The organism is Pseudomonas sp. ef1, from assembly GCF_007293365.2.
GTDB lineage: Bacteria > Pseudomonadota > Gammaproteobacteria > Pseudomonadales > Pseudomonadaceae > Aquipseudomonas > Aquipseudomonas siliginis.
Genome location: NZ_CM129815.1, coordinates 1,787,695 through 1,811,847 on the forward strand (window position 1 = coordinate 1,787,695; position 24,153 = coordinate 1,811,847).

Sequence of the window (24,153 nt, forward strand, 5' to 3'; positions counted from 1 at the left end):
TCCTTGGCGAGGGATCTGCTGGCAGAGTCGCGCATATGCTGGGGAGCGGCAAGATATGGAGAAGCCGAGGCGAAAAAAAGCCCGCTAGGAGCGCGGGCGAACCGTAGTTTCTTGAATGAGCGGGGGGATTTTATCGGTTCGCGGGGCGGGGTGCGGTGAAGAAAAATTCATGTCGAAAGAGGCGCATCAATTTTTCGCCATGCTTTCTGACGGGCCGCTACCCATAAACCGCTAACGGCTTCAATACCTGCAAAACCAAGCGATGATTTTCAGAACATCTTTGCTCACAAATTCGCGTATGGCGAAATTTTGATACTACACGTCGAGTTGGCGGGAGCGACGAGGGACTGGCGGCGATTATTGTTTTCGCACAAATGCAGGAAAAAAAAATCATGCTGCCGTTGATTGAAAGAACAGACAGTCACGTTCATTTTTTTACTTCGCAAGACCTGCGCCGAGTGTCCGCTGCGCTGCCCTATGCATTACCTGAGCCGCACTCGCTGACGGCTTATCTGGATAACCTGATGGCTGCCGGTATTGCTCCGACGCTGATCAATAACGTCCATCTCAGTATTCTGCCGGACTCGGAAAACGTATTTGCCTCGTTTGACGAACTCCAGAAGCTTCAGGCAGCCGACCCTCAGCGCTACGGCGGCGTTAGGTTGGTGGGAACGATCAAGGCAGATCCGGCTTACGCCACAAAAGAACGGCTCTCGCATCCACAAGTGATTGGCGCCCGCATCGTTTTGCACGATGCACGGCCGGAAAGCGTTTCTCCTACGCAGTTCAGTAATGAGCAATGGCTGGCGTTTTATCAACGCTTGCAACCGCATCAACATCTGCACATCTACGCGAAAGAAGCCGAGACGAATTTGCGCGTACTGCGCCAAATCCCTCGCGATGTGCGGGTCATCATCGATCACCTTGGCACTTGCCACCCTGAGCGGGGCATCACCGAGCCTGCCTGGATCGCGCTGCTTGCCGAAGCCAGCGTACGCGGCAACGTGTGCTTCAAGGGGCCCGGCTATCGCACCAACAGCCAACCCGAAGAAACCGCTCGTTTCGTGACGCAAATCGTCCGCGCAGTCGGTGCTGACAAGATCCTGCTGGAAGCAACCGATGCCCCGCATGTCGGAACGAACAACGACGGAGTGAAGTTTTCCGCGCTGTTCAATCCGACCAAGGCGTTCAACTTTGTTGATGCCGTTGCCCTGCATGTTTCCCAAGTAACCGAAATTCCTGTTGGCCAACTTCTGCGAGGAGCGTCTGGCCAGTTGGCAAATAGATCTACGCCCACACTCTCACTTCGAGATCACCCGCAATGACGAACATTACAACAAGAGACATCAACTTCAGCGTCAACTACGGCGATGAAACCCTCAGCCTCAAAGGCACGGTATTTCAGCCGGAACAACGCGACGCGGAATCGCAAAAACTGCCACCGGTAATTTTCAACTCCGGCTTCACCGGCGGAGTCACGATGTACGGCCAACTGTTCGGTCGCGCCCTCGCGGCCCTTGGTTATCGGGTCATGACGTACGACGTGGCAGGCTTCTTTTCCAACAAGCACATCCGTAACACCATCGAGTCCGGCGATAAAGTCATCACCAACGTCATTCTCGAAGACCAGAAAGATGAAGTGCTGGGGGCCGTTGCGTGGGCGCGGGAAAATTTCGGTGAGATGCCGGTAGTCGCATCGTGGGCGATGGGCTCGGTGGCAAGCCTTGGAGCGGTGGCTGAACTCGCCGCGGCCGGCGCCGAACAGATCCGCTTCTGGGTGCCGATGAGCTACACCAACATCCGCAAATTGCAGGCCTTGCGCGCAGATCCGGCGGCAGCCGATGCGGCCATCGCGCAACTCGCCGATGACGCGCCGATCCCGCCGTTCGACACTGGCACCGATGAGACCCGACTCGGTTACTACCCACTGGATCCTGAAACTCAGGCCTATGTCGACCAGCAACTGGGCGGCTACACCGAAGCAGGCGGCGCTGATCGTTGGCCGGGCTGCACCTACGTGACGGCGAAATCCTACAAGTCCTACGTGCAATATGACCCGGAGCAATCCATCGAAGGCGCAAAAGGCTTCCCGCCCGCGCTGATCATTCACGGCGCTGACAACACGTTGCACATGCCGTCGGAGTCCGTGCGTCTGCATCAAAACTATCCGGGCGATGCCGGCCCGCACGCGTTGATCATTTCGAAAATGCAGCATGGTCAGCAGAATCAGGCCGACCACCCGGTATTCAAATCGATGATCCAGAGCATCGACGAAGCCATCCGCGCACGGGCCTGATCCGCTCGCCATTCTCCTGCGAGACCTCGGATATCGAGGTCTCGCAGCGATTCCCCAGCCTCGCGGGGCTTGTCCTGTCTGGCTGAATGCGTGCCCAGCCCCTAACATGCGGGTCGAGAGCCGTTCGCTCGAACGGCTGGCCCTATGAAAGGATCTGGCGATGACAGCCCCCATCGATTCAGCGACGTCTGTGAATAACTGTACGACCAAGCGAATCGGGCTGCTCATTCTCCCGCAGTTCTCCATGATGGCGCTGGCGGGTGCCAGTGAGCCGCTGCGTGCGGCCAATCGGCTGTCCGGCAAAACCCTTTATGAGTGGACCCTGCTGACTGAATCAGGCGGCCCGGTCAGCTCCAGCAGCGGCATCGAAATCCACACCGTGCCGGTTGATCAGGCGCCGGAACTGGATCGCGTGTTCGTTCTGGCGAGCCTGGACATCGAGCATCAGAAACCACCGAAAATCCTGCGTTTCCTCCAGCGTGCCGCCTCGCGCGGGATTACCGTAGGAGCGCTGAGCACCGGCACTTTCATCCTCGCCCGTGCCGGTTTACTGGAGGGCAAGCGCTGTACCTTGCACTGGGAATCCATCGGTCAGTTCTCCGAGGAATTCCCGACGATCGAAGTCACCCGGGAGCTATACGTCAACCATGACAACCGCTGGACCTGCGCCGGAGGTACGGCGGCGATCGACCTGATGCTGGCGCAGATCGCGCTCGATTTCGGTAATCAGCTCGCGGCGAGTATCGCCGAGCAATTTCTGCACGCCCGGATACGTGCGCCGGAAGAGCATCAGCGAATGTCGATCCAGTGGCGGTTCGGCATCCACGATCGCCGGCTGACCGCCGCCATCGCGTTCATGGAAAACAATCTTGAGAACATCGTCGGCATCGAAGAAATCGCCGACCGCTGCAATCTCTCCCATCGGCAACTCGAACGTCTGTGGCATCAGCACTTTGGCATGACGCCGAAGAAGTTCTATCTGGAGCTGCGATTGAACGAAGCGCGGCGGTTGCTGCGTGAAAGTACCCAGCCCATTGCGTCGATTGCCTACAGCTGCGGGTTCGTTTCGGCATCCCATCTGGGCGCTGCTTACCGTCGTGTCTGGGGCTGTACGCCCGGAGAAGAGCGGCGGAAATTTGATGATGCTCACTCCTGATCGCGTTACACGGCACATCCACCATAGAACCTCCGGACCACTCACTCCGCAAAATCCCCTAGCTAGCTAATGACTCGGCCCGCGAAGCAAAGACTTCGGCGAGCCTGTTCATTTAACGACCGCGCCTACAGCTATCTGCCATCACTGCAAAGCGCTGCACTTCATGCAAGCTGGTCGCGTCACGTCGATTTTTTGATAGAAATCGTCGAACTCCAAGCTCAGAGTGTTTGCACGGGCGCGGTACTGTTTCGTCCAGACACGGCGTTCACTCCAGATGCGCGACCGATAAAAACAACAATGACGTACAGAAGGCACAACCCTCATGGAAACCTTGAGTTTCATTCTGGAAAACCCTGGGCTGATCGGTCTGCTACTCGGCCAGCACCTGTTCATCGTGGCGGTAGCGGTGGGGCTGGCAATTCTGACCGGCGTGCCCGTGGGGATCTTCATTTCCCAGCACCCCAGAACACGCCGTTGGGTCCTGGCCTTCGCCGCGGTTCTGATGACCATTCCCTCCGCCGCGCTGTTCGGGCTGATGATTCCGGCGCTCTCGCAGATCGGCTACGGCATCGGCGTGGTGCCGGCGGTCATTGCGCTGTTTCTCTACTCCCAGTTGCCGATCATCCGCAACACCACCACGGCGATCGCCAACATCGACCCTGCGTTGCGGGAAGCCGCCATCGGCATGGGTATGTCGACCGGGCAACGACTGCGCAAGGTTGAGCTGCCCATTGCGGTGCCGCTGATCATGGCCGGCGTGAGGATGGCGACTGTCATCAACATCGGCATCGCAGCCATCGCCGCTTACATCGGCGCCGGCGGCCTCGGCAGCCTGATCATTCGCGGCATCGCGCAATCGGATACCCGACAGCTTCTGGCCGGTGCGATCGTCATCAGTGTCATCGCCATCGCCGCCGATTATGCGCTGTACGGCTTGCAGCGCCTGCTGACGCCAAACGGCTTGAACAAGAACAAACTGGCCACCGGCCGAATGAAGGAAGCGACGACGTGATCCAGATCGAGAACCTGAACAAGCAATTCGGCGCTATCACGGCGGTAGAAGATGTCTCATTCAATGTCGAAGAGGGACAGATCTGCGTACTGCTTGGGCCGTCGGGCTGTGGCAAAACCACGACGCTGAAAATGATCAACCGACTGATCACGCCGACGTCCGGCACCATCAGAATCAACGGTCGCGACACGTCCGAACTGGACAGCGTCACCCTCAAACGCTCGATCGGCTATGTGATCCAGCAAGTCGGCCTGTTCCCGAATATGACCGTCGAGGAAAACATCTGCGTGGTGCCCAATCTGTTGGGCTGGGACAAGAGCAAAAGCCGTAAACGCGCCGCCGAGTTGCTGGAAGTGGTCGCGCTGGATCCGGCGAAATTTCTCAAGCGCTATCCCTGTGAGCTGTCCGGTGGGCAACAGCAGCGCATCGGCGTAGCGCGGGCGCTGGCTGCGGATCCGCCGGTGATGCTGATGGACGAGCCCTTCGGCGCCATCGACCCGATCAACCGCGAAGTGATCCAGGACGAATTCATGCGCATCCAGCGCCTCGTCAACAAGACCGTGTTGTTCGTCAGTCACGACATTGATGAAGCGGTGAAGATGGCCGACTGCGTCGCCCTGTTCCACAACGGCAAAATCCAGCAATTCGGCAGCTCGGATGATTTGCTCGCCCGACCCAACAGCGACTTCGTGGCGAACTTCATGGGCGGCGATCGGATCATGAAACGCTTGCGCCTGCTGCGCGCGGCGGACGTCGTCAGCAAGATCGCGCCGCGCGAACACATGCAGATCGTCGGCAGCAACAGCGCCATCACCGCGCACTCGCACCTGATCGTCAAACCGGGCGATGACCTGCGCCAGGTGCTCTCGCAACTGCTCGGGCGCGGACAGGACTGGGCGCTGTGCAACGACAGCGACGGACGCTTTGTCGGCTATGTGCACCAGGCTGACATCCTCGCGCGACTGGTTGAAAACATCACTCCGGCGGTGCACTGACCATGGCGGACTTACTCAACCGATTCTGGCAGGGGCTGCAGTTCTACTGGGGTGACATCAGCTACCTGACCGTCCAGCATTTGCAGATCGTCGCCGTCAGCGGGGTGTTGGCTATCGCCATTGCGCTTCCGTTGGGTGTGTGGATGAGCCGCCCGGCGAACCAGCGTTATGCCATGGCCAGCATGCAGGTCCTGAACGTGGGGCAGGCGATCCCCAAACTCGCACTGTTGGCGTTGGCCATGAGCTTGATCGGCGTTGGCAGCGGGGCGGCCATCATCGGCTTGTTTGTCGCGACCTTGCTTCCCGTCGCGGTCAACACTTACGAAGGCTTGCGCGCGGTGCCGCAGCATCTGGTCGAAGCAGCCGAAGCCATGGGCATGACGCCACGAGAAACGCTGTGGAAAGTCGAAATTCCCAATGCACTCAACGTGATATTCGCCGGCATCCGCACCGCACTGGCGATCAACGTCGGCACGGCGCCACTGGCCTTCCTCGTTGGTGGCGGCGGACTGGGCGAGCTGATCTTTACCGGAATCGACTTGAACGACTTCGGCATGATGCTCGCCGGCGCCCTATCGACCGCGCTCCTGGCGATTGCCGTCGATCTGGGCTGCGGTTTGATTCAAACCGTTGCAGTCTCCCGAGGCTTACGCATGGCCGGCCGCCAATGAATCCGAACACCCTTCACCTAAATCAATAACATGAGGTGCACGATGATTAATCGAATGCTGGCCAGTCTGATCTTCAGCTTTAGTCTCGTTGCCGGTGTTGTCGGCAACGCGTCTGCCAACACCACAATTGTCGTCGGCGGCAAGAAATTTACCGAACAGCAACTGGTCGCCGAAATGACCACACAACTGCTGCGCGCCAACGGCTACAAAGTTGATAAACGCGCGGACCTAGGGTCATCTGTACTGCGCGCGGCCCAAGAGAACGGTCAGGTTGATGTGTACTGGGAATACACCGGCACCTCCCTGATTACTTACAACAAAGTCACCGACAAACTCAGCGGAGAGGAAACCTACAAGAAGATCAGCGAACTGGACGCGCAAAAGGGCATCACTTGGCTGAATCCTTCCAAGGCCAATAACACCTACGCACTGGCCATGCGCAAAGTCGACGCCGAAAAGGATGGCGTCGTCTCGATCAGCGATCTGGCAAAAAACATTGAAGCGGGCAAATCGTACAAGTTTGCGTCGAATGCCGAGTTCTTCTCCCGGCCCGATGGCCTGCGTCCTCTTCAGGAGGAGTACGGGTTTGAATTCGAGCGGAAGAATATTGTGCGGATGGATGGTGGGTTGACCTATCAGGCACTTAGGGATGGTCAGGTGGATCTGGCGTTGGTGCTGTCGACTGATGGGCGGATACCGGCTTTTGGGTTTGTGGTGTTGAAGGATGATAAAGGGTTCTTTCCTGGCTATGCGTTGACGCCGGTTGTTCGGACAGAGGTGCTTGAGGCGAATCCGAAGGTTGGGGAGTTGCTGAATGCGCTTTCTTCCAAACTGGATGACGGGACGATTGCGGGGCTGAATTCGCGGGTGGATGTGGGGCGGGAGGCTATTGAGGGGGTGTCTAAAGCGTTTCTGCAACAAAGCGGTTTGCTTTAGTTGGGAGCGGTGGCGTTGGGTGACAGTGGGTTTCAGCGTGACAGTTCAGATTAGGACTGTTGGTGAGCTGGTTTCGCTGATTGCGCCGTTGAGTGAAAAGAGACGGTCACGCTGAAAGCAAAATTTACTGACTTCCAAGCCAAGAAAAGACTTCGATGGACGTTTTAAATGAGCCGGGGTAATCTGAACAGGTAGAGTAAGTTGTTGATATTGAAATAAAATGACGGTTTTGTTTTTTGCCTGGAATGCCATTTGGAATGCCAATGACATTTGCTTGGTACCCTGGGGCGTCTTGATAGGGTGCGATTGCTATACCGCCTCTCTGCTACTTATCAGGCTTTAGCTGGTAAGTGAAGCGCTGAGGCTGAGCAGGAAAGTCGCCCTCCGAGATTGTGTCATTTTCATTTCTCGGTGACTTGCAGCGGTATCCCTTCCAGTCATACCGCTGAGGGCTGAATGGACTAGATAGACGTTTCTTCTCACGTAAATATCTTCCTCAGGGTGAACGGCTTCCGCTGAGGTCGGTGCTTTCTTTTTCCGCCGCTCGAGTCGGACCTGTTAGCCATTTTTCATGGGGGCGGCTCCTATTTGATGCAAAGGCTATCTGGAGGTCAGATCCGTTTTCGCCAAGCCTCTCATTGGTATATGTTATAACGTAACCTTTAACTCTAATTTTTTAATCTCGTGCATAACCGTGACAATCGCGCGCGATTCCCCATTGCTGTGCCGGCTTGCGCATGGAGCTCCCAGTCTGTGTTCTGGTTCTCTTTAGCTCAGCGAGGGGGATGTTTTCCAGCTACAGCTTACCCGCTAATCGCGGATTTTGATGAAGTAGCTCGGCTGAGCCCCAAACCCGCTCCTTACCTCAGGCTTCCAATACTCTTGTTCGCTGAACAGAGGAAGCTCCTTGATAGTGAGCGTTTCGCCGTTCTTCAGTTCGGGTTCTCCTCTTTTGAGCAGGATCGATTCTTGGAACCGGTAGCGGCCTCCTTCCTTGGCGATATGTCCCAGCTTGGTCAGCAGTTCAATGGCTGCCTCCAAACGCTCAGTATTGGCCCGTCCCCTGAGACTACTGGGGCCGTACTGTTTTACCTGGGTTAGTGTGAAAGTGGTTCGTTGCCCTGTCATGAGATCGTTAGGTGGCGTCGATGAGAGGCGCGTGTTGGGTGAGGGGTCGTTTCTGTTCCTGTTTGTAGGTCTGTCTGCGAGAGGGCTTTCTTTGTGGGCGGTTTTCAGTAGGTAGTGTGCCAGTTGGTTCGCATCCGTCACGAGCTGCGGCTCGTTGGCCAAGTGCTCGATGAAGTGCTTTGAGCAGTTCTGAGCGAACTTCCAGCAGAACTCCAGGGTAAGGTAGTCGATCTCGATATCGCTGTCTGAGGTGCGCTCGAACGTATGTAGGATGGCCGCCAGACGGCTCGTGTTTTCCAGCAACTTGGAAGCGTGATCCTTAGCGTAGTGGTATAGGCCGTTTTCCTGCATTTGTTGTTCGAGTTGCCGACTGTACTGGTACCAGAGATTTGCGGCCGGCTCCGAGAAACGTAGTACTTGGCGATCAGGCGAAACGGAGGGGGCCAAGCATTCGCGGATGCGGGCATTGAAGGCCTGTAGGCGAGGCAGTTCAGATAGTTTTTGATCGGTACGTTGGCCAGCCATTGAGCGGGGCTTGGCGACCAGGAAGCGGGCGAGAAAGCCCGTGCCGCGAGCCTCCTCCCCGCGCCTGCCCATGAAGCGCGCGATCACGCTAGGTTGTGCCATTAGTGACAAGGTGAGGCGGGCATTTTGGAGAATGAAGCCTTCTCTGGAAATGCGATCGACGATAACGCTGCTGCCATCCCAGAGAGTATTGAGTTTGTCGAGCTCACCCAAGGCCTTGCCGCTGAAAATACTGTTGGCTTCGCTAGTCAGCAGGCAGCCATTGGGCGTGTTTTCGTAAAGCATCTGCACAAGGGCCTGCGGGGTGGTGTCTTCATAAAGGAACTTGCCCGAGCGGGCGGATTGCGGTTCAGCTCTTACATGCTCAGCGACAGTCTCCAGGGCTGCGCGCGTGGCGGCGTCGTCGTCTTGGGCTGCGTATTTGCTGTACATACGCTCCAGGTGTCTCTTGCGCGTGCTCCATAGCTGCTGTTCGACCCGATGCTCCACTAAGGCGACCTCGTAGGCTCGATGCGCTACATCATTCAGGTCGTTAATCGCCTCGAAAAAATTGTTCTGTGTGGTGGTCTTGCGTTCACCGGAGTCCGCAATGGTCAGCAGCATCAGTGAGGTTGGCACTTGGTGTCCGGTTGGCATTCGTATATCGATACGTTTCTGGCAAGCGGTGGCCATGGCCCCGAAGGCGCACATCATTGCCATTTCTCGGGAAACCTGCAGCTCTCGGGCAGCCTCAGTTACAGCGGCCTCTACCAAGCTGTGCTCGCGGAAACAGGGCCAGCCGTTCTGGTAGGTAATTGGTTCACTGCCAATGGCTTCAAGTTCTTCATCATATGTATTGATCATTTTTACCCGCTATTTCCGCTAGCCTATAGCGAAAATAGCAGACTATTTGAATTACTTCCTTATCTGGTTTTAACGAGCATGAGGTGGGGCATGTATTTCCCCAGCTCGATTGGGACGCGGATTGAATCGCGGCTCTGCGCGGTTTTTTTATACGTCCCCTGCACATCCTCTGAGCCACAGAGGAGCCTGCTCATGCGAATCATCCGTCTGAAGGAAGTCATCGACTCGACAGGTCTTGCCCGGTCGACCATCTACAAATACATCGCGGAAGGCACCTTCCCGAAACCGGTATCTCTGGGCGACCGCTGCGTCGGCTGGGTCGAGAGCGAGGTGCACGATTGGATCTTGGCAAGGATTGAGGAGCGTGATCTGACCGAGAGCTCTGCAGTGAGGTCTACAGGTCACCTGAGCATGGCCCGTTAAAAGCCAGCATAACCGCCATGACCAGTTATGGCTGGTCATGGCGATTATGCTAGGTAGGCTGGAGTCCCACGTCGGATGCCCCAGTAGGCCGAGCAAAGCGATGGTTTATTTCCGGAGTAGATACCCTGAAGAAATTCACGGAGTGGCCGTGAAAAGGCATTCCGCGATCACGGTGCAGTCGAGAGCATCATCTGCGGCACGAGTATTATGCTTTTACTAGCTATTCCCACCGGTAGGGTGCACCGCGTTGCTGATGCGGGTTGCAGGCACTGACCACTGCATATCTAGCGAGGGATCAAGAGCACTAGGAGATAACGGTTAAAAATTCCACATGATGAAGATCGGTATGAAACTCACCCAGGAGTCATACCCATGCTTCGTCATCCAGGTAACACAAACCTCCACCTGTACCGCCAACCGACCTACCGTGGTCTGTCCTTGATGGTCGGCAAGGGGCCATTTGTAGAAGAGTACCTATTTCGTCTCCTGCGTGTTATCGAGCTGGCACTGGCCCAGTATCCGAGGGTCATGGCATTCAGGGTGGACCTAAACCTGCCGAAGGATATCGATCTGTCCAACTACGCAGATACCAACAAGGTCATCAGCAGATTCATCGAGTCCTTTGGCTCCAAGATCGAACACCACCGCAGTCAGCTGCGTGAGCAAAAGAAGGACACTCGTAGTTGCAGGGTCCGTTATGCCTGGGCAAGGGAGGTTGGAATGAAGGGAAGGCCGCACTACCACCTGGTATTCCTGCTGAATCATGATGCTTATCACAGGCCGGGGCGGCTGCAATCTACGAGGCGAAATCTCGTTGCGCGCCTGCAGGAGGCTTGGGCCAGCGCTTTGCGGCTATCGGTCGATCAAGTCGGTGGGCTGGTGAATATCACTGACGATGCCACGTATAGAATCTACCGGGACGTCCCCGACGGCAAGATGGATGAGCTACCGGAGTTGTTTCTGCGGTCCAGCTACCTATGCAAGGGAGCTACGAAGTCCTACGGGGATAATCATCATGGGTTCGGAAGCAGCAGGGGCTAATTGCCTACCCGTGAGGTCTGGCTCCATCGTATCAACACGTTACGGGAGGCTGCCTGCCAGTTACGGCGCTAGCAGGTTGCGGTACTACGAGCGCTGATGGCTGATCAAAGTAAGCGTCCGCCCAACTCACCTTGCGTAAGTCAGGCCGGCATCCACTGATGCGGTAGCAACTGCCCGATTTCACTGGCCCGCTGTGTCGGCAGTCGGTGAGGGATAACATCTAGCTCGACGTCAATGGAGGACTGAAATGGCAAGCGGGACTCGACCGATGCGAAAGCAGCTATGCAGGCTGACATTGCATGGGGCGAGCTGATGATCGAGTGGATGGAGAAGCAGGAAAGCCTGGTTGAAACGTGAGAGGCAACCCAAGGATCGTGAGCCGATGGGCTGCGGCATTACGATGCGCCGGGCCCATGAGCGATGACCGTCTTGTTTTGATGCCCAGCTCCATCTCTTAAGGTTAATGCGACCTCTCAGCCCACCTGCAGGAAATGGGCTGCCAGGCTTAACCCACGATCACCACCAGTGCGTGGCTACGAATGGACGGATATTTTCCAGTCTTGCCGGCAGCTCCCCATGGCATACCATGCCCAGGTAGGTGGCGGCCCGGGTAGCCCCGACATACAAGAAGCGTTCGAACAACCCCGGGTTAGCCTCAGCGAGGCCATCGACTCCGACGAAGAACACAGCTTCAAATTCGAGGCCCTTGATGTGCTGGACGTCGAATACCCGGATGTCTGACTGATTGCCCAAAGATTGGCCGTCCGCGCATGGAGTGGCTCGCAGGCTGATCTGTTCCAGCTTCTTGGTAAGCGTATCCGCCATCGGCCGGACGTGATCTTCTGAGGTGACCAGTACCGCGATGGTCGGAATGTTCTCACCTTTGGAACGCATCCGCGCATCGATCTCGATGATGCGATCCGCGACCCAAGTGGACGCGTCGTCTTCACTCAGGTGCTCACCTAGCACGGGCTGGACGCCTTCGTGGTTAGAGTGCTCTGGCAGGGTGCCGACAGCTTCTGTATCTCCCTGCATGAGATCGAGAAGTTTGATAGCAAAGGTGTTCAGCAGCCGACTTTGACGGTAGACAGTGTTGATTCGCCGAGGCTTGAGGCGCGGGGAAATCCACTCAAGCTGGTCAATGCGTTTCAGGCCATGTCCGGTGATTCGCTGGTTGAAGTCACCACACGCGAAGAACGATTCGGTCGACAGGTCAGTCAGGCTTTCCATACAGGCAAGCTGAAGGGTAGAGAAGTCAGTCGCTTCATCGACCAGCACTTGGTGCAGGAACTGGTCAGAAATCTTGGCTAGCTCTGTGAAGCGCGGATCATCAAGGTATCGTCTCACGAACTCCTGCCGAATGAGTTCGCGCGCTGACCGGAGCATCAGGAGCAGGATAGCGTCCAGCTCGGTCTCGTCGATGTGCGCGGGGGTGTCAGGCTTCTGGTAGTCATAGAGTTCAAGTGCGAGGCACTCTCGGCGGAACGCGCGATAGCTCGTAGGGACTTCCAGAACGTAACGTTTCCACGCATTCCTGAACCGCCGCAGAGCGTTCTGGAAGCACATTTCGCGACCCAGCGTTTTCAGCCATTCAGCTTGCGGAACCCTATCTCCGAGCCAGTCACGAATCCGGGCTGCCCGACTCGACTTCCCAAGGCTGCCGTTTCGATACAGGGTGCGCGCGTGGCTCTGCAGGAACTGCTGATACGCCTGAAACGCCCTGCGCTCCGCCGTGTGGTTAGGTGTGCTCGTGCCATCGGTGCCAGTGTCGTCGTCGAACTCTTCACCTTCTTCGATTTCATCCTCGCTTTGCCCCAGGCTTTCGAGGACGGTAGCGAGCTCAACGAAAACAGATTTATTCCTGTTGTAGAGCAGGCTACCTTGCTGCTGGATAAGCTTGTCGGTCGTCTTGCGGCTGGTTTTGAGCAGCGGCTCGATCCTCGCCTCGATTCTGTTCCAGATCGCGTATGCACCGAGCAACCCCTCGGGACTCAGTTCATCTACCGTGGTGAGCAGCTCTTCCACGACTGGATCCGAGAGGTTCGGCGCCGAATCTTTCAGGAGGCCAGCGCCCTCCCTGAGTGAGCTGAGCAGACGGTTTTGGTGATACGCCTTAAAGTCGGCAAACCATTGACGAGGATCATCACTGACCGAAAAGCTGGAGTAGCGGCGATCCTCCTTGAGAATGCAGCTACCGCTATTGCCGGTTCTCAGAATGCCAAATGTTGACCTGGCCAGATCATGCCGACGCTTGTTCCAGGTTTTGATGTGATCGTCAGACGCGGGAACATTCTCCCGGTTGAATGCCTCTTTGACGTAGTGCTTCAACAGGTCGGAGGGTGTGAACATCATCCAGCGTTGGCGGTTTGTCGATGAACCAAGCAGCCGTTGCTCGTCTGGGCTTAATGCCTGCACGTCGAGTTTCTGCCCAAGGCGTTTGATCAATGTTGTGGTTTTGCCGGTACCTGGAGGGCCGAGAATGATCAGCTGATGATCAATCGACAGCCGGAAAATTTCGTCCTGGATTTTGTCGAGAATGGCCTGGTCTCGCAAAGCCATGGCTCTGCGTATTTCATGGACTACACCCTCCCGGATTTTCTCTTCCTCAGATGCGCCGTCCAGCATCGCAAGGAATGCATTGTCGTCGACGGGCTGAACGAGCTTTCGAAGGGACGCGATTGTCTGTGGAGTTGCACGCTGGCGGCGCCAGATGCTATCGATGGCATCCCAAACGTCGTCTCTCTTTAGAGGCTTCAGCTCCAGCTTTTCGAGAATACGATAGCCTTTCTGCTTCCCAGCAACCTCAAGCTCGACACTTTCTCCAACATCGAAGACGGCCAGACGGCCGATAGGTGTACGGTAGCCCGCCAGCATTGTCCCTTTGACCGTGATGTTGGTCGTGCGGCAGATATAGTAGGTGACCACCTCGCCTTCGTCAGTCTCGGCAACCACACGTGAGACTGCAGGTTCGCGGACGAGGCTGAGCAACGATTTGGTTGTGGCGTCACTAATAGATGCGATTTTGGCTACAGCTGCAGTGTTGGTGAACGTGTTGATCACTGCCAGGGCGTCGGACGCCTCACCGCTACGTGCCGCTAGAAGCCGCGCTGCACCATCCTCAATCTTGTGAAAGGTTTCCAGTGCCTCAGTCGCAACGTCGTGGGCATCACTGAAACTCATTGAAGCTCTCCTTGTTTCAATTGGGCATCGCCTGGCCGGCCAGGCGTGTCACAGTCCGTGTCCAGTGCTCAGGGTGGTGATGTTCTTTGGCTGACCCAGATGCTAAATCCTGGCGGCTTGAGTTGCCAGCAGATTGCCATGATAACCAACGAATTATCGGTGAGAAGAAGGTTTGGATTTGGCGTATGAGCCATGAAAACGCGCTATGCAATCACAATCCGGTGCGCAGTGCTGAATTCAGCACGGGCCACTCCAGCCGCTCAAGCCCAGCGGTTAACGTTCTGCCCTACGCGTGCTAAATCTGAATGGTATACGTGGCAAGTCCCATCCATGACGTTTCCTGGCCGACTTGAAACCTCAACATGGTTTGGCAAGTGCGGAGCGGAACGATCACCCTTTCCAAGGCTATTGATGGTCAGCAGCATGGCTGCTGATCATCGTGCGCGTGAGCCTAATGTCGTACCCGTGCTAGCAGGCGATGTCCCGGGCTGAATAGTCTTAACCAGGCCAAGGTTGGGCCGCCGTTCAAGGAGGAGGGAAGGCCTGTTAATCGATGGGCCTGATCGCGTCCGTGCTTGACGCTAGCCGAACGCGAGGCAGCGGCCTCCGTTGCGTTAACGCTACACTAGGCATCTTATTACTCCTACATGCCGGCGGCCTGAGTATGTTGCCAAAAAAACCGAGCATGTCTTTACCCGTGCTTGGTCAGTAGATAAGGTAACGAACATCGCAAATGGAAGGTCGCGGTACAGCAGGGATGGTTTTCAATATGTGCTGCTGTCGCAGCCTTACAGTACACCTCCCCTCTGATCCCCGACAGTCGTTGATTGATTTTGATGGTACCTGTCAAGACTGGTGCCAGAGGGGGTTTGGTGCATGAATGAGTTGGTTGAGGCCTTGCTGGCCGCCGTTCCCTCCGATGGCTCCAGTATTGGAAACCAGTCGTTGCTAGAGCAACTCAGGATTCAGTTTCCACAGCTAAGAGATGAGTTTTATTGGCAGACGCGTGACGCCCTGATAGGACAGGGGGTGTTGCAGGCCGGTAAAGGTCGTGGCGGCTCTGTACGGCGTACTGACATTGAGGTTCCACCGGCAAGTGATTGGGTTCAATTCCTACGTAGCTATGGGCCGTCATCGAGCAATCTGGCGATGTTCGACGAGTACGTTTCGAGGGCGTTGGCACAGGCAGGAGTAAAGCCGATTAGCCTGTCGACACCTCTATTAGAGGACATGGTGGGGCACATTGAATCCAAGGCGCCAGGATCTATTTTGATAGCTGGAACAGCTGGTGATGGTAAGACGTACCATTGCCGTGCCCTGTGGGAGCGCATTGGGGGGGATCCCAAGGCTTGGGCCGCCAAGGGCAACGTGAAAGAGTTACATCTGGCGGATGGTCGCTTGGCTGTCTTTATCAAGGATCTTTCCGAGCTCAATGGCGAGGAGAGCGATCTGCCATTGCGGCGACTGGAAAGATCGGTGCTAGAAGGCGATGATTCTGAGGTAGTGATTCTTGCCGCAAACCATGGCCAAATTCTTGATCGTCTACGTGATCTAGGCCGTCGCCAGGAGCGTGATCACCCACTTCGCAAGCCGCTGCAAGAGCGCTTCTTACAGGCCGGGCCAGCTCCTGAGCGCCTGGCTGTGTTCGATCTTAGTCGCTCGACTAGCCGCAAAACGTTAGATGAGGTGGCTATGGCTGTGGCGGGGCATCCCGAGTGGGACAACTGCAAACGCTGTGCACTTCAGGCCGACGGTAAAGTTTGTCCCATCGACGAGAATCGCCGCAGGCTTTTGGGTGAGGCGGATGGTGGGCAGCTCTCTCGTCGCTTGGGCGATTTGGTTGAAATCGCCAGGCACAATGGGCTGCATCTACCTATACGCGACTTACTTGCGCTTTGTTCAAATATGATCCTCGGTTGCTCCGATGCCAAGCAGGCCAAGGACAACCTGCTGACCTGTGCCGATGTCGCGAAGATTCAGGAAGGAGGCACTCTTGGGACGGCTAGTGTCTATGCCAACGCCTTCGGAGCCAATCTCCTTAAGCGAAGGACCTCTGACCGCCCCATCTTCAAGGCGATGTCCAGCTTTGGCGTGGGCGATGAGTCCACCAATGCTGCTGATGGGTTGCTGGTTTATGGGAAGGACGATTTGCGGCTGCAAGCCGACTTCGAGCGTTTGGTCGCGATCGATCCTATCTATGGGGCCACGACTGCCTTCCGCGCTGCCCAAAATTCCTATTTGGAAGGGTATGAGGGGGCACGCTTGGAAGGAGAGGCGGCCGAGTTCCTTACGATGCTTGAAGACCAGCGACGCAGGCTCTTCTTCACACTTCCGGATGGGGAAAGAGGTTATCCGCATTGGTCGATGACAGCATTCTGCTTTGCTGGGGACTACTTGGAAATCATCGAAGCGCTCAAGGCGCAGAAGCCCGTTAGCGAGATAGTCCGCGGGCGCCTTGCTAAGGGTCTTAACCGCGTATTAACAGGTCTCCTTCTCGAAAACGAAGATCGCATCTTCATCGCTAGTTCGGGCGGTTTCACTCAAAGCCGAGTCAGCGTGCTTTGTGACCACGAGACGTTCTCCCGCAGGCAGGGCGGCGTAGGTATGGCGATCAAGCTTGTCGAGGATACGGGCCGCCCTCGACTCGACGTTTCGCTCGCTGCGGGCCCGGGCAATTCGGTTGCTTTCGACTTGACCCCTATCCGTCATGAGTTTCTCTCGCGTGTGGCTGAGGGGGCTTTGCCAGCGAGCTTCTCCAATGAGTGCCTCGAAGATCTGCTGGCTTTCAAGGCGAAGCTCTTGCGGAAGGCAGAGATCGTCAAGAAAGCCAGCCTAGCAGGAGATGATGATGAAGTAGGTAGTGAGACCGCCATGCTGACACTCAACTTCATCGATATTGAGCCAGGTGGTCGCGGCTTTTCACGCCCTGTGACGGTGAGGATCTCGGAATGAGTGGAATCATCAAGAGGCCTGAGATTAAAAGCGTCGATTTTTGCGTCGACGAGAACATTTGGGGTCATCGCCTTTATGACGAGCAGCTTCCTCACCTGACTGTTCTAGAGTTCTTGGGCGTACTCGGCTCGAACTTGGATCAGCCGCTCAGGCCTCACCAGGATCAGGGCGGCTCAGTTATGTTCAAGCCGCAGCGGCAAGTCCGTTTGCGTGGGTTACTGTTCAACAACCCATACGTCGAATCGATTGCGGAGAACGCCGCGTCTGATGAGGAGAAGTGGAAGCAGTGGTTTGAGCGCTTTAGACAGGGAGCCACAGGTAATGGTGATGAAGACATGACCTATCTGCGCCGCTCATTCACTAGCTTTGATGACTTCGCAAAGGCTATCGAACTGCTGCGTTCCTCGTCATTCGAGTCTCGCAGTAACAAGCGCTGGAGTTCCAAGTTCGTCTTTCCTTTCGGCCCAGACGCTCTTTATGAGGACTTGGCGATCAATGCAAAAGGAAATATGAGCAACGATCGTCGCTTCTTTGCTCGTACAGGCGAGCTGCTCTATCTCATGCTCACACGGGCTAAGCGTGGAGCGGAGCTCGGTGACAGCCTTGCCAAGCGCCTATTCGATAACGAAGCAACGATGAATCGTTTGGTTAGGGCTCTGCAAGGTACGTCGCAGGGTGTCGAAGAGCCCCGGCTTTCGGGTTATCTACCCGAAATTGCCAATAATCGTTTCGATCAAATCTGCGACGACTGGTTGTCGATCTTGGACAGGGATATGCCGATCTATGATGCATTGGAGCATTTGATCGCGATCACTGGCCTGAACATGCTGCTCTATTTCTTGGAACGAGCTAAGCGGGTTGCAGGTGATGACGATCCGGTCGAGATTATCTGCGAAATCGTCTCCAAGGAGCGAACGAAGGTGCGAGCGCTTTCTGGCGATAGCTATCAATTAAATCAAGGGCTGCCAGCAAAGGCGGTGCGGGCTCATGTTGAGTCGATCCGGTTGAATGTTGAATGGGCTGCAGCTGAATCTGCAGAGTTTCCGGATGCTGAGCGTGTAAAACTCATGCGTGACCGCTTCCAGTGGCCGCCGACTGATGGTGGCGACGACGAGGACTCCACCGATAAGAGTCCAGATGAGTTGGTTACCAAACTGGCTGATAATGCTTTGGCACGCCATCAGCAGCATGTCGGCAAAATTCATGCGTCATGGTCGCGTGCTATCGGGCTCAGCTCACGCAGACTATCGAGACGCACCCGCTATGCGCCGAACGATAGGTTACTCAAGTCGATTGTGGTTTCCATCGTGGAAGACAGGATGCAGTTCGATGAGTTTCTCGCCGAAGCCAAGTGCCGATATGGCCTGGTAATTGGTGACGCAGAGGGTGCGCGCTTAGTCAGCGCCAAGTTAGTAGACCAAGAAGAACTCAGCGAGAACCGAAACAATCTTGAGGCCCGTCTCGTCAGCTTGGGCTTGGTTCGCAGGCTTTCCGACTCCTGCTCATTTGTAGAAAACCCGTTTGCGTTTCAGGGAGAAGCGGCATGCTGACTGATCGCATTATTGGGCGTGTCGGCGCGAATATTCTCGCCCAACGCATATCTAATCCTGGCCAGTCTGGTGATTTGGCTGCGCTCTTCAGGCTAGACAAGCTTTCATCCAGTCAGATCGGGGCAGTCGCACGAGCCATCCTTGCCAATCCGGACCTGCTTGCCCGGGTAGAACTCATGATCCCGGAGGCCTTGGTAGAAGGCCAAGGCCTACCGTCTGACATTCTGATTCCGCATAACGCAGGCTATGTGCGCAATAACGCTTTGACCGCCAAAGCGGCGATCCTGACTGCCAATGGCAACGAGCACAACCTCGCGGACACATTGGGTCATGTCATGGCCATAGGCGCCAAGGAGATGCGGGCTGACCCTGCTCCGTGGGTCGAGGCCACGCTTCATTCAGGCGGTATTGCACCAGTCCTCGACGACCGATCGGTGTTCCATTCAGCCCTAGCCGGATTGTTAGCATCCTCGGAACTTTCGTTAGTGCAGCTTGGCGAGTTTTGTTCTGCAATTGTCGAGGCTATCGCCACGCACGGGCTGCCCATCCGTGATGCGGTTGGTTACGCCTTACCATGCGCGGGACTCCCCAGAGACAGCGCCTTCTTCTCGAATGCCAAAACTTTCTCAGCATCGCGTAAACCATGGCACAAGGCTTTCACCAAACTCTTTGCTCAGCGTGCGCCGCTGCTTAAAAAACTCCGCCAGAATGGCCAGCCTCTTGACTCGGAGGAGATTACTGAGCGAGTCGAGGCTAATACTGCAGAAATTTCGGAGGGGGCCCGCCAAGCCCTTGATGCATTCGTCGCAGCGCCTGCTGGAGATCAAGAGGCATCCGATGCCCTCGCCCAATTCGAGTGGGAAAGCGATGGCGTTTATCTTGCCTTTGACAAGCCGAAAGAAAAGCAACTTGGCTTAGCAGAGTCCACGATCCGTTTCTTCGATCATGAGTGTGATCAGGAGGACTCACTCGATGCCGAGGGTCGCAAGCTATTGGAGGACTTGAAGGGGCGTGAGCGTCGCTCTGACTTCACGGAGGAGGACGAAGAATTTTTCGTTAAGCAGCGAAGGCTCTTGGAGCAAGACAGCAAACTTTGCTCGCGCTGGGAAAAAGCTCTCTATGGCAAGCCCATTGACTGCAATGACTTCTTCGAAGGCTTCGCTCGAGTGGTTAATAGCTTGCATGCCGGCCTGCGTGATTCGGAAGGAGAGCGGATCCTACGTTTCACTGTGACCAAAGGCCGTAAGGAGTGGCGCGAGCGATTCAACTACGACGCCGGCAGCTACTTCTCGGCTATGTACCGCGGCTTAAAGGAGCTCATGGGCTCCAAGGTAGAATGGAAGGTCGAGCGGTTAGGCAATGCAAACTTACCCGATCCCCTCTTCGACTATGAGGCCTTCTTCGCTAAGGAGAAGGAGCTTCGCAATGATAAGAAGAGCAAGGTTCGTCCGAACCCGTCGCTATCGCGCCTAGCCCTGCAGATCAAGTTTGACGTTGCCTTGATCCAGATCGCTAAGGACAAAGAGACAGTGTTAGCTAAAACGCAGCTCCTTTGGAGCTACAGGCCCACGTCAATTGGCTTGTCGATGGTCGCAGACATGGGCCGCCTCTTGGAGAAGGGCGCGGTAGGTTGTACCGAAGTCCCCCGCAAGTTAGTAAGCAAGAAGGGTGGGGTACAAAACGTCTCGTTGCTCGACACCGGGACGCTGGAGGCGACTTACTCGACTGATGCGGGGTCGCTGGTTTCTTCGGCCAGCAAGCTCCAAAGCCTGCGCCATGTGATTAAGACCCGGATCAAAGAGCTCGCCGAGCGGGGTAGGCTGACGGCTCATCAGCAGAGCGAGGTAAAGGTATCGTGGGATAAGTTCGAGGAGGATTACATCAAGGCGATGGAGGACTTCGTCACGACTGGGCTACATGGCGATGCCGTTATGCGTCAAGCGGAGTCTTACGCCGAACTGTTGAACACCTTGATGGTAAATGCTCGTGGTGATGTGTGTCGCTCGCGGCTGGTCGCTGAAATACTATCGGTCGGGACGGTGCGTGTTGCCGGCGAAAACCCAGCAGTTATCATCCCGCCTTGGCATCCAGAACGAATGAAGGCTCTAGCGGTAAAGACGCGACGCGTTGCCGGTTTCGCTACACACTTGCTCTCCAGCGCTAGCATTCTCTATGGTGACCGCGAGATTTTTATGCGGGAACTTACCGACGAGATCGCTCATCCGTTCTATCCAGAGATTGCGGTTCTCAATCGGGGCGGCGCTTTGACGCTTGTCTCGGAGAGCAGCACGGTTAACGGTTATAGTCTTTTGGAGTCACCGACGCGTGGCGCTGAGGAAGCCATGACCGATGTCGATCCAACGGCTGCAGCCAAACAGGCGCGCGAGCTTTTGGAGCGTTATGTTGGGCTGCAGCCCCACGAGGCAAGCAACCTTAGCGTTGTGCTTTATAACGCAGATGCAGCTGAGTTGCCGCTGGCCACAGTGCGCGAGCTCTCCTCTATACAAGAGGATGGCAAGCTCCAATGCAGTGTTTCGGTACGCCACTCAGATCAAGGAAAGCTGCGGCGAGTCTATGGCGAGCTGGTCAACAAGGCTGGTGATGATCCTGATCTGCCAGTAGTCAGCGAAACCAGCGAAAACTTCATCTCGAAGCTGCGTATTTCTGTAATGCCCCTCTCGGCGACTCCAAGAGAGAGTGCGCTGGGTTTTAAGGCTTTCGATGTGGCTTTCCTGCATGACGTGGTCGCGCGCGAGGCCCAAACAGAATGGCTCCCAGTGCAGTGGACCAACGATCGGCCGAACTTGGATCATGCGCCTTCCCGCTGGTCTTACCGGAGCGTGTCAGGTGAGAACGAGCTGAAGTCGACCACATTCCTAGTTTGCCCATGGCAAACGGCATCAGGTTGGGCGTACGTGTCGGCTGTCGCCGCAGTTTGCCGGCAGACGGACGCTATGCCAGGGGAGCGATTCCTGCCTGCACGCCGCATTTCCCTTCAAAGCCCAGCTCTGGCTGAAATAATCAAGGACGCTCACGAGTTGGCCGAATGGGTAGCCACCTACGACGAGCTTCTCGACAAGCGCCAGCTTCAGCACAACAACATCACGGTGGTGCGCTACCGTAGAGGCTCGACTAATGGCCGCAATATGATTGTTAGCTCGACCTCGGAGCTTCGGTTGTTGAGCGTGTTGGTTCGTAGACGCTTGGATGAGTTGAATCTCCAGCTCGGATCCGACGAGATTCAAATCGCTGTCGACAAGGCGAAGCGCGACGCACTTTCAGTCTCCGGAGATATCGTACTGCGTGCAGCCAAGCGGGGTGTATCTGCCGGAGAGATGCTAGGCCTTGTGCTAAGTCGTTACTTGCTTGCAGAGGAGTTCCAAGCCTCAGCGAATGGTAGGCAGGTATTGACCGCCTATTTCCTACTCGACGATTACGCAAGCTGGCTATCTCAACCTGAAAGCCGTATCGCGGATATTTTGGCGCTCAACGTTGAGGAGTACGAGGAGACTGTTCGCGTCGTCATTTCAATTGTTGAGGCAAAATATGTTGGAGCCGATGGGGTGGCTCAGGCGCGACGGGGCTCCAAGGATCAGCTATTGGCAACATTAGGCATGTTCCGTGAGGCGCTCTTCGGTGATCCTGGTCGTCTTGATCGGGATATTTGGTTGGCCCGCTTGGCCGATATGCTTATAGATGCGGACATCCCGCCCGGTATGACGGGTTTGATGGAGCGTGCTCGCGCCAAGTTGCGAGATGGCGATGTAGAGATTTCCCTGCGTGGGTACTCGCACGTTTACGTTCACACCTCGGACGCAGGTTCCGCCTCGGCGTCTGAGCAAGAGCTTCTTGATGAGACAGGGGGCGTTATGGCTTGGCAGGAGGTTTTCGATCGGCCGGACTTGCGAAAACTCGCCGAAGCTTATGCTAAAGGCTCTGGAGGTCACGAGGTTCGATCAGGTATTGGGGCCCAGCAGCCTTGGGAAGGGCACTGTTTTAAATTGCCCGCCCCGCGAGTGCCTTGGTTGGCCGCAATAGGCCAGCTATCGAGTGGGCAGATCGATACTTTTGTTGAAGAAGTCGCTTTGATAAGCAAAGACTCCGAGACGGCTTCGCCGATTTGCCCAGTGGGCGCGCCTCCAGTACTGACAGAGGAGCCTGTCCTTGCCTCTGTAGCTATCGTGGATTCAGCGTCTACTCAGCTTTCCGCTACGAATTCCAGCTTCGGAGGCGGGCTGTCTGATCTAGTCGCGTCTAAGTTCTCCGGTGATGCGCAAGCCGATGCCGAGCGGGAGGAGTGGGCTCAAGACATCACTAAGAAGCTCAAATTTGCGCTTAATAGCTATGGTCTGCAAGCGGCTATACTCGGCACTCGTTTGACTCCAAACGGCTGTCTCGTTCGTCTGGCGGGTTCTGATCGCTTGCGTGTCGAGGATATCGAGAACAAACGAACACAGCTCCTTACTACTCACGCCATCAACCTCGTGACTGTCCAGCCTAAGCCTGGCGAGATTGTGGTGACGGTCGCTGGTGCAAAGAGGCAGGCTGTGTCGCTTTGGGAGCTTTGGTCGCGTCGAGAACTCAATAGAAACGTTGCGGGTATCAACACCTCATTCTTGTTAGGTCTCCAGGAGATTAATGGTGCGTTGCTATATCTGAATTTGGGGGTCGAGTTCGGTGGGCTTTCATCACATGAACCGCACTCGTTGGTTGCTGGGGCTACGGGCAGTGGCAAGTCGGTACTCATCCAAGCACTTATATTGGATATCGCTGCAACCAACCCCAAGGAGTTAGCCCAAATCATCTTGATTGATCCAAAGATGGGAGTGGACTACGCGCCATTGGCCGACTTGCCGCATATGCGCGATGAGATCGTCACCACTAAAGAAAAAGCCGCCGAGGTTCTCGACGCACTGGTTCAGGAGATGGAAGATCGTTACCGCGCCTTTGCAAAAGCGAGGGCCCGTGACTTACCGACCTATAACTCGAAAGTTTCGACCGAAGAGCGTTTGCCAATGGTCTTTCTGGTTCACGACGAGTTTGCAGACTGGATGCTTGATGATGCTTACAAATCGGCAGTGGGCGCGGCAGTTCAGCGGTTGGGTGTGAAGGCGCGTGCAGCAGGTATTCATTTGATCTTCGCAGCACAGCGTCCAGACAAGGACGTAATGCCGATGCAGCTTCGCGAGAATTTAGGCAATCGTTTGATATTAAAGGTCTCTAGCGAGGCAACTTCGAAAATTGCGCTAGATCGACCGGGCGCTGAGTTATTGCTAGGGAGGGGGCATCTTGCCGCTAAGCTTAATGGCGAGCAGGGGTTAGTGTTTGCTCAAGCCCCTTTTCTGTCAGATCAGGATATTGAAATGGCAGTACTAGCCATCTGCTCTGATAACTCAATGCACGGAGCCAGTAGTCGTGAAAATTGACGATGCGATTGAGATCGTC

Annotated in this window: 15 protein-coding genes; 12 read left to right on the plus strand and 3 right to left on the minus strand. The window is 55.8% G+C overall.

All coding sequences use genetic code 11. The annotated features are described in order from the left end of the window. Positions 1-392 precede the first annotated feature (392 nt). The 7 genes from FEE99_RS08100 (at position 393) to FEE99_RS08130 (ending at position 7,066) form a co-directional block, all read left to right on the plus strand. Positions 393-1,325, plus strand: a complete 933-nt coding sequence (locus FEE99_RS08100; RefSeq protein WP_052392151.1) for an amidohydrolase family protein — start codon at positions 393-395, stop codon at positions 1,323-1,325. Further along, entirely contained in the window at positions 1,322-2,296 is a 975-nt protein-coding gene (locus FEE99_RS08105; protein ID WP_041477899.1) for a hypothetical protein, read from the plus strand. The genes FEE99_RS08100 and FEE99_RS08105 overlap by 4 nt, the downstream gene beginning before the upstream one ends. Positions 2,297-2,456: 160 nt before the next feature. Then, on the plus strand, positions 2,457-3,452 hold the full coding sequence (locus tag FEE99_RS08110) for a GlxA family transcriptional regulator (protein ID WP_041477900.1): 996 nt from the start codon (positions 2,457-2,459) through the stop codon (positions 3,450-3,452). 322 nt (positions 3,453-3,774) lie between these two features. Beyond that, entirely contained in the window at positions 3,775-4,464 is a 690-nt protein-coding gene (locus tag FEE99_RS08115) for an ABC transporter permease (protein WP_041477901.1), read from the plus strand. Continuing rightward, entirely contained in the window at positions 4,461-5,459 is a 999-nt protein-coding gene (locus FEE99_RS08120; RefSeq protein WP_041477902.1) for an ABC transporter ATP-binding protein, read from the plus strand. Before FEE99_RS08115 ends, FEE99_RS08120 begins: the two co-directional genes overlap by 4 nt. 2 nt (positions 5,460-5,461) lie before the next feature. Continuing rightward, positions 5,462-6,130 (plus strand): ABC transporter permease, encoded by a 669-nt coding sequence (locus FEE99_RS08125; RefSeq protein WP_041477903.1) that lies wholly within the window; start codon positions 5,462-5,464, stop codon positions 6,128-6,130. A 54-nt stretch (positions 6,131-6,184) separates the two neighbouring features. Beyond that, positions 6,185-7,066, plus strand: a complete 882-nt coding sequence (locus FEE99_RS08130; protein WP_236169279.1) for a glycine betaine ABC transporter substrate-binding protein — start codon at positions 6,185-6,187, stop codon at positions 7,064-7,066. 45 nt (positions 7,067-7,111) lie between these two features. On the opposite strand, the gene FEE99_RS08135 is transcribed toward FEE99_RS08130, so the two are convergent. After that, on the minus strand, positions 7,112-7,336 hold the full coding sequence (locus tag FEE99_RS08135; protein ID WP_143979034.1) for a hypothetical protein: 225 nt from the start codon (positions 7,334-7,336) through the stop codon (positions 7,112-7,114). Positions 7,337-7,876: 540 nt separating this feature from the next. Continuing rightward, complete coding sequence (locus FEE99_RS08140) at positions 7,877-9,562, minus strand: YfjI family protein (protein WP_143979033.1); 1,686 nt, start codon at positions 9,560-9,562, stop codon at positions 7,877-7,879. A 192-nt stretch (positions 9,563-9,754) separates the two neighbouring features. Here FEE99_RS08140 and FEE99_RS08145 point away from each other — a divergent pair, with 192 nt between their 5' ends. Further along, positions 9,755-9,985, plus strand: a complete 231-nt coding sequence (locus FEE99_RS08145; protein ID WP_143979032.1) for a helix-turn-helix transcriptional regulator — start codon at positions 9,755-9,757, stop codon at positions 9,983-9,985. 372 nt (positions 9,986-10,357) lie between these two features. Next, positions 10,358-11,026, plus strand: a complete 669-nt coding sequence (locus tag FEE99_RS08150; protein WP_143979031.1) for an inovirus Gp2 family protein — start codon at positions 10,358-10,360, stop codon at positions 11,024-11,026. Positions 11,027-11,542: 516 nt separating this feature from the next. Here the strand turns inward: FEE99_RS08150 and FEE99_RS08155 are convergent. Beyond that, positions 11,543-14,206: an ATP-binding domain-containing protein gene (locus FEE99_RS08155; protein ID WP_143979030.1), complete on the minus strand. Its 2,664-nt coding sequence runs from the start codon at positions 14,204-14,206 to the stop codon at positions 11,543-11,545. A gap of 876 nt (positions 14,207-15,082) precedes the next feature. On the opposite strand from FEE99_RS08155, the gene FEE99_RS08160 reads away from it, so the two are divergent. Genes FEE99_RS08160 through FEE99_RS08170 form a run of 3 tightly spaced genes read left to right on the plus strand, consistent with a single transcriptional unit; the run spans position 15,083 to position 24,134 of the window. Then, a complete protein-coding gene (locus tag FEE99_RS08160) occupies positions 15,083-17,158 on the plus strand; it encodes a hypothetical protein (protein ID WP_143979029.1) in 2,076 nt (691 codons plus the stop codon). Beyond that, positions 17,155-18,708 carry a hypothetical protein gene (locus tag FEE99_RS08165; RefSeq protein WP_143979028.1) on the plus strand — a complete coding sequence of 518 codons (1,554 nt, stop codon included), beginning with the start codon at positions 17,155-17,157 and terminating at the stop codon, positions 18,706-18,708. Before FEE99_RS08160 ends, FEE99_RS08165 begins: the two co-directional genes overlap by 4 nt. Continuing rightward, entirely contained in the window at positions 18,702-24,134 is a 5,433-nt protein-coding gene (locus tag FEE99_RS08170; RefSeq protein WP_143979027.1) for an FtsK/SpoIIIE domain-containing protein, read from the plus strand. The genes FEE99_RS08165 and FEE99_RS08170 overlap by 7 nt, the downstream gene beginning before the upstream one ends. The last annotated feature ends 19 nt before the right edge of the window (positions 24,135-24,153 follow it).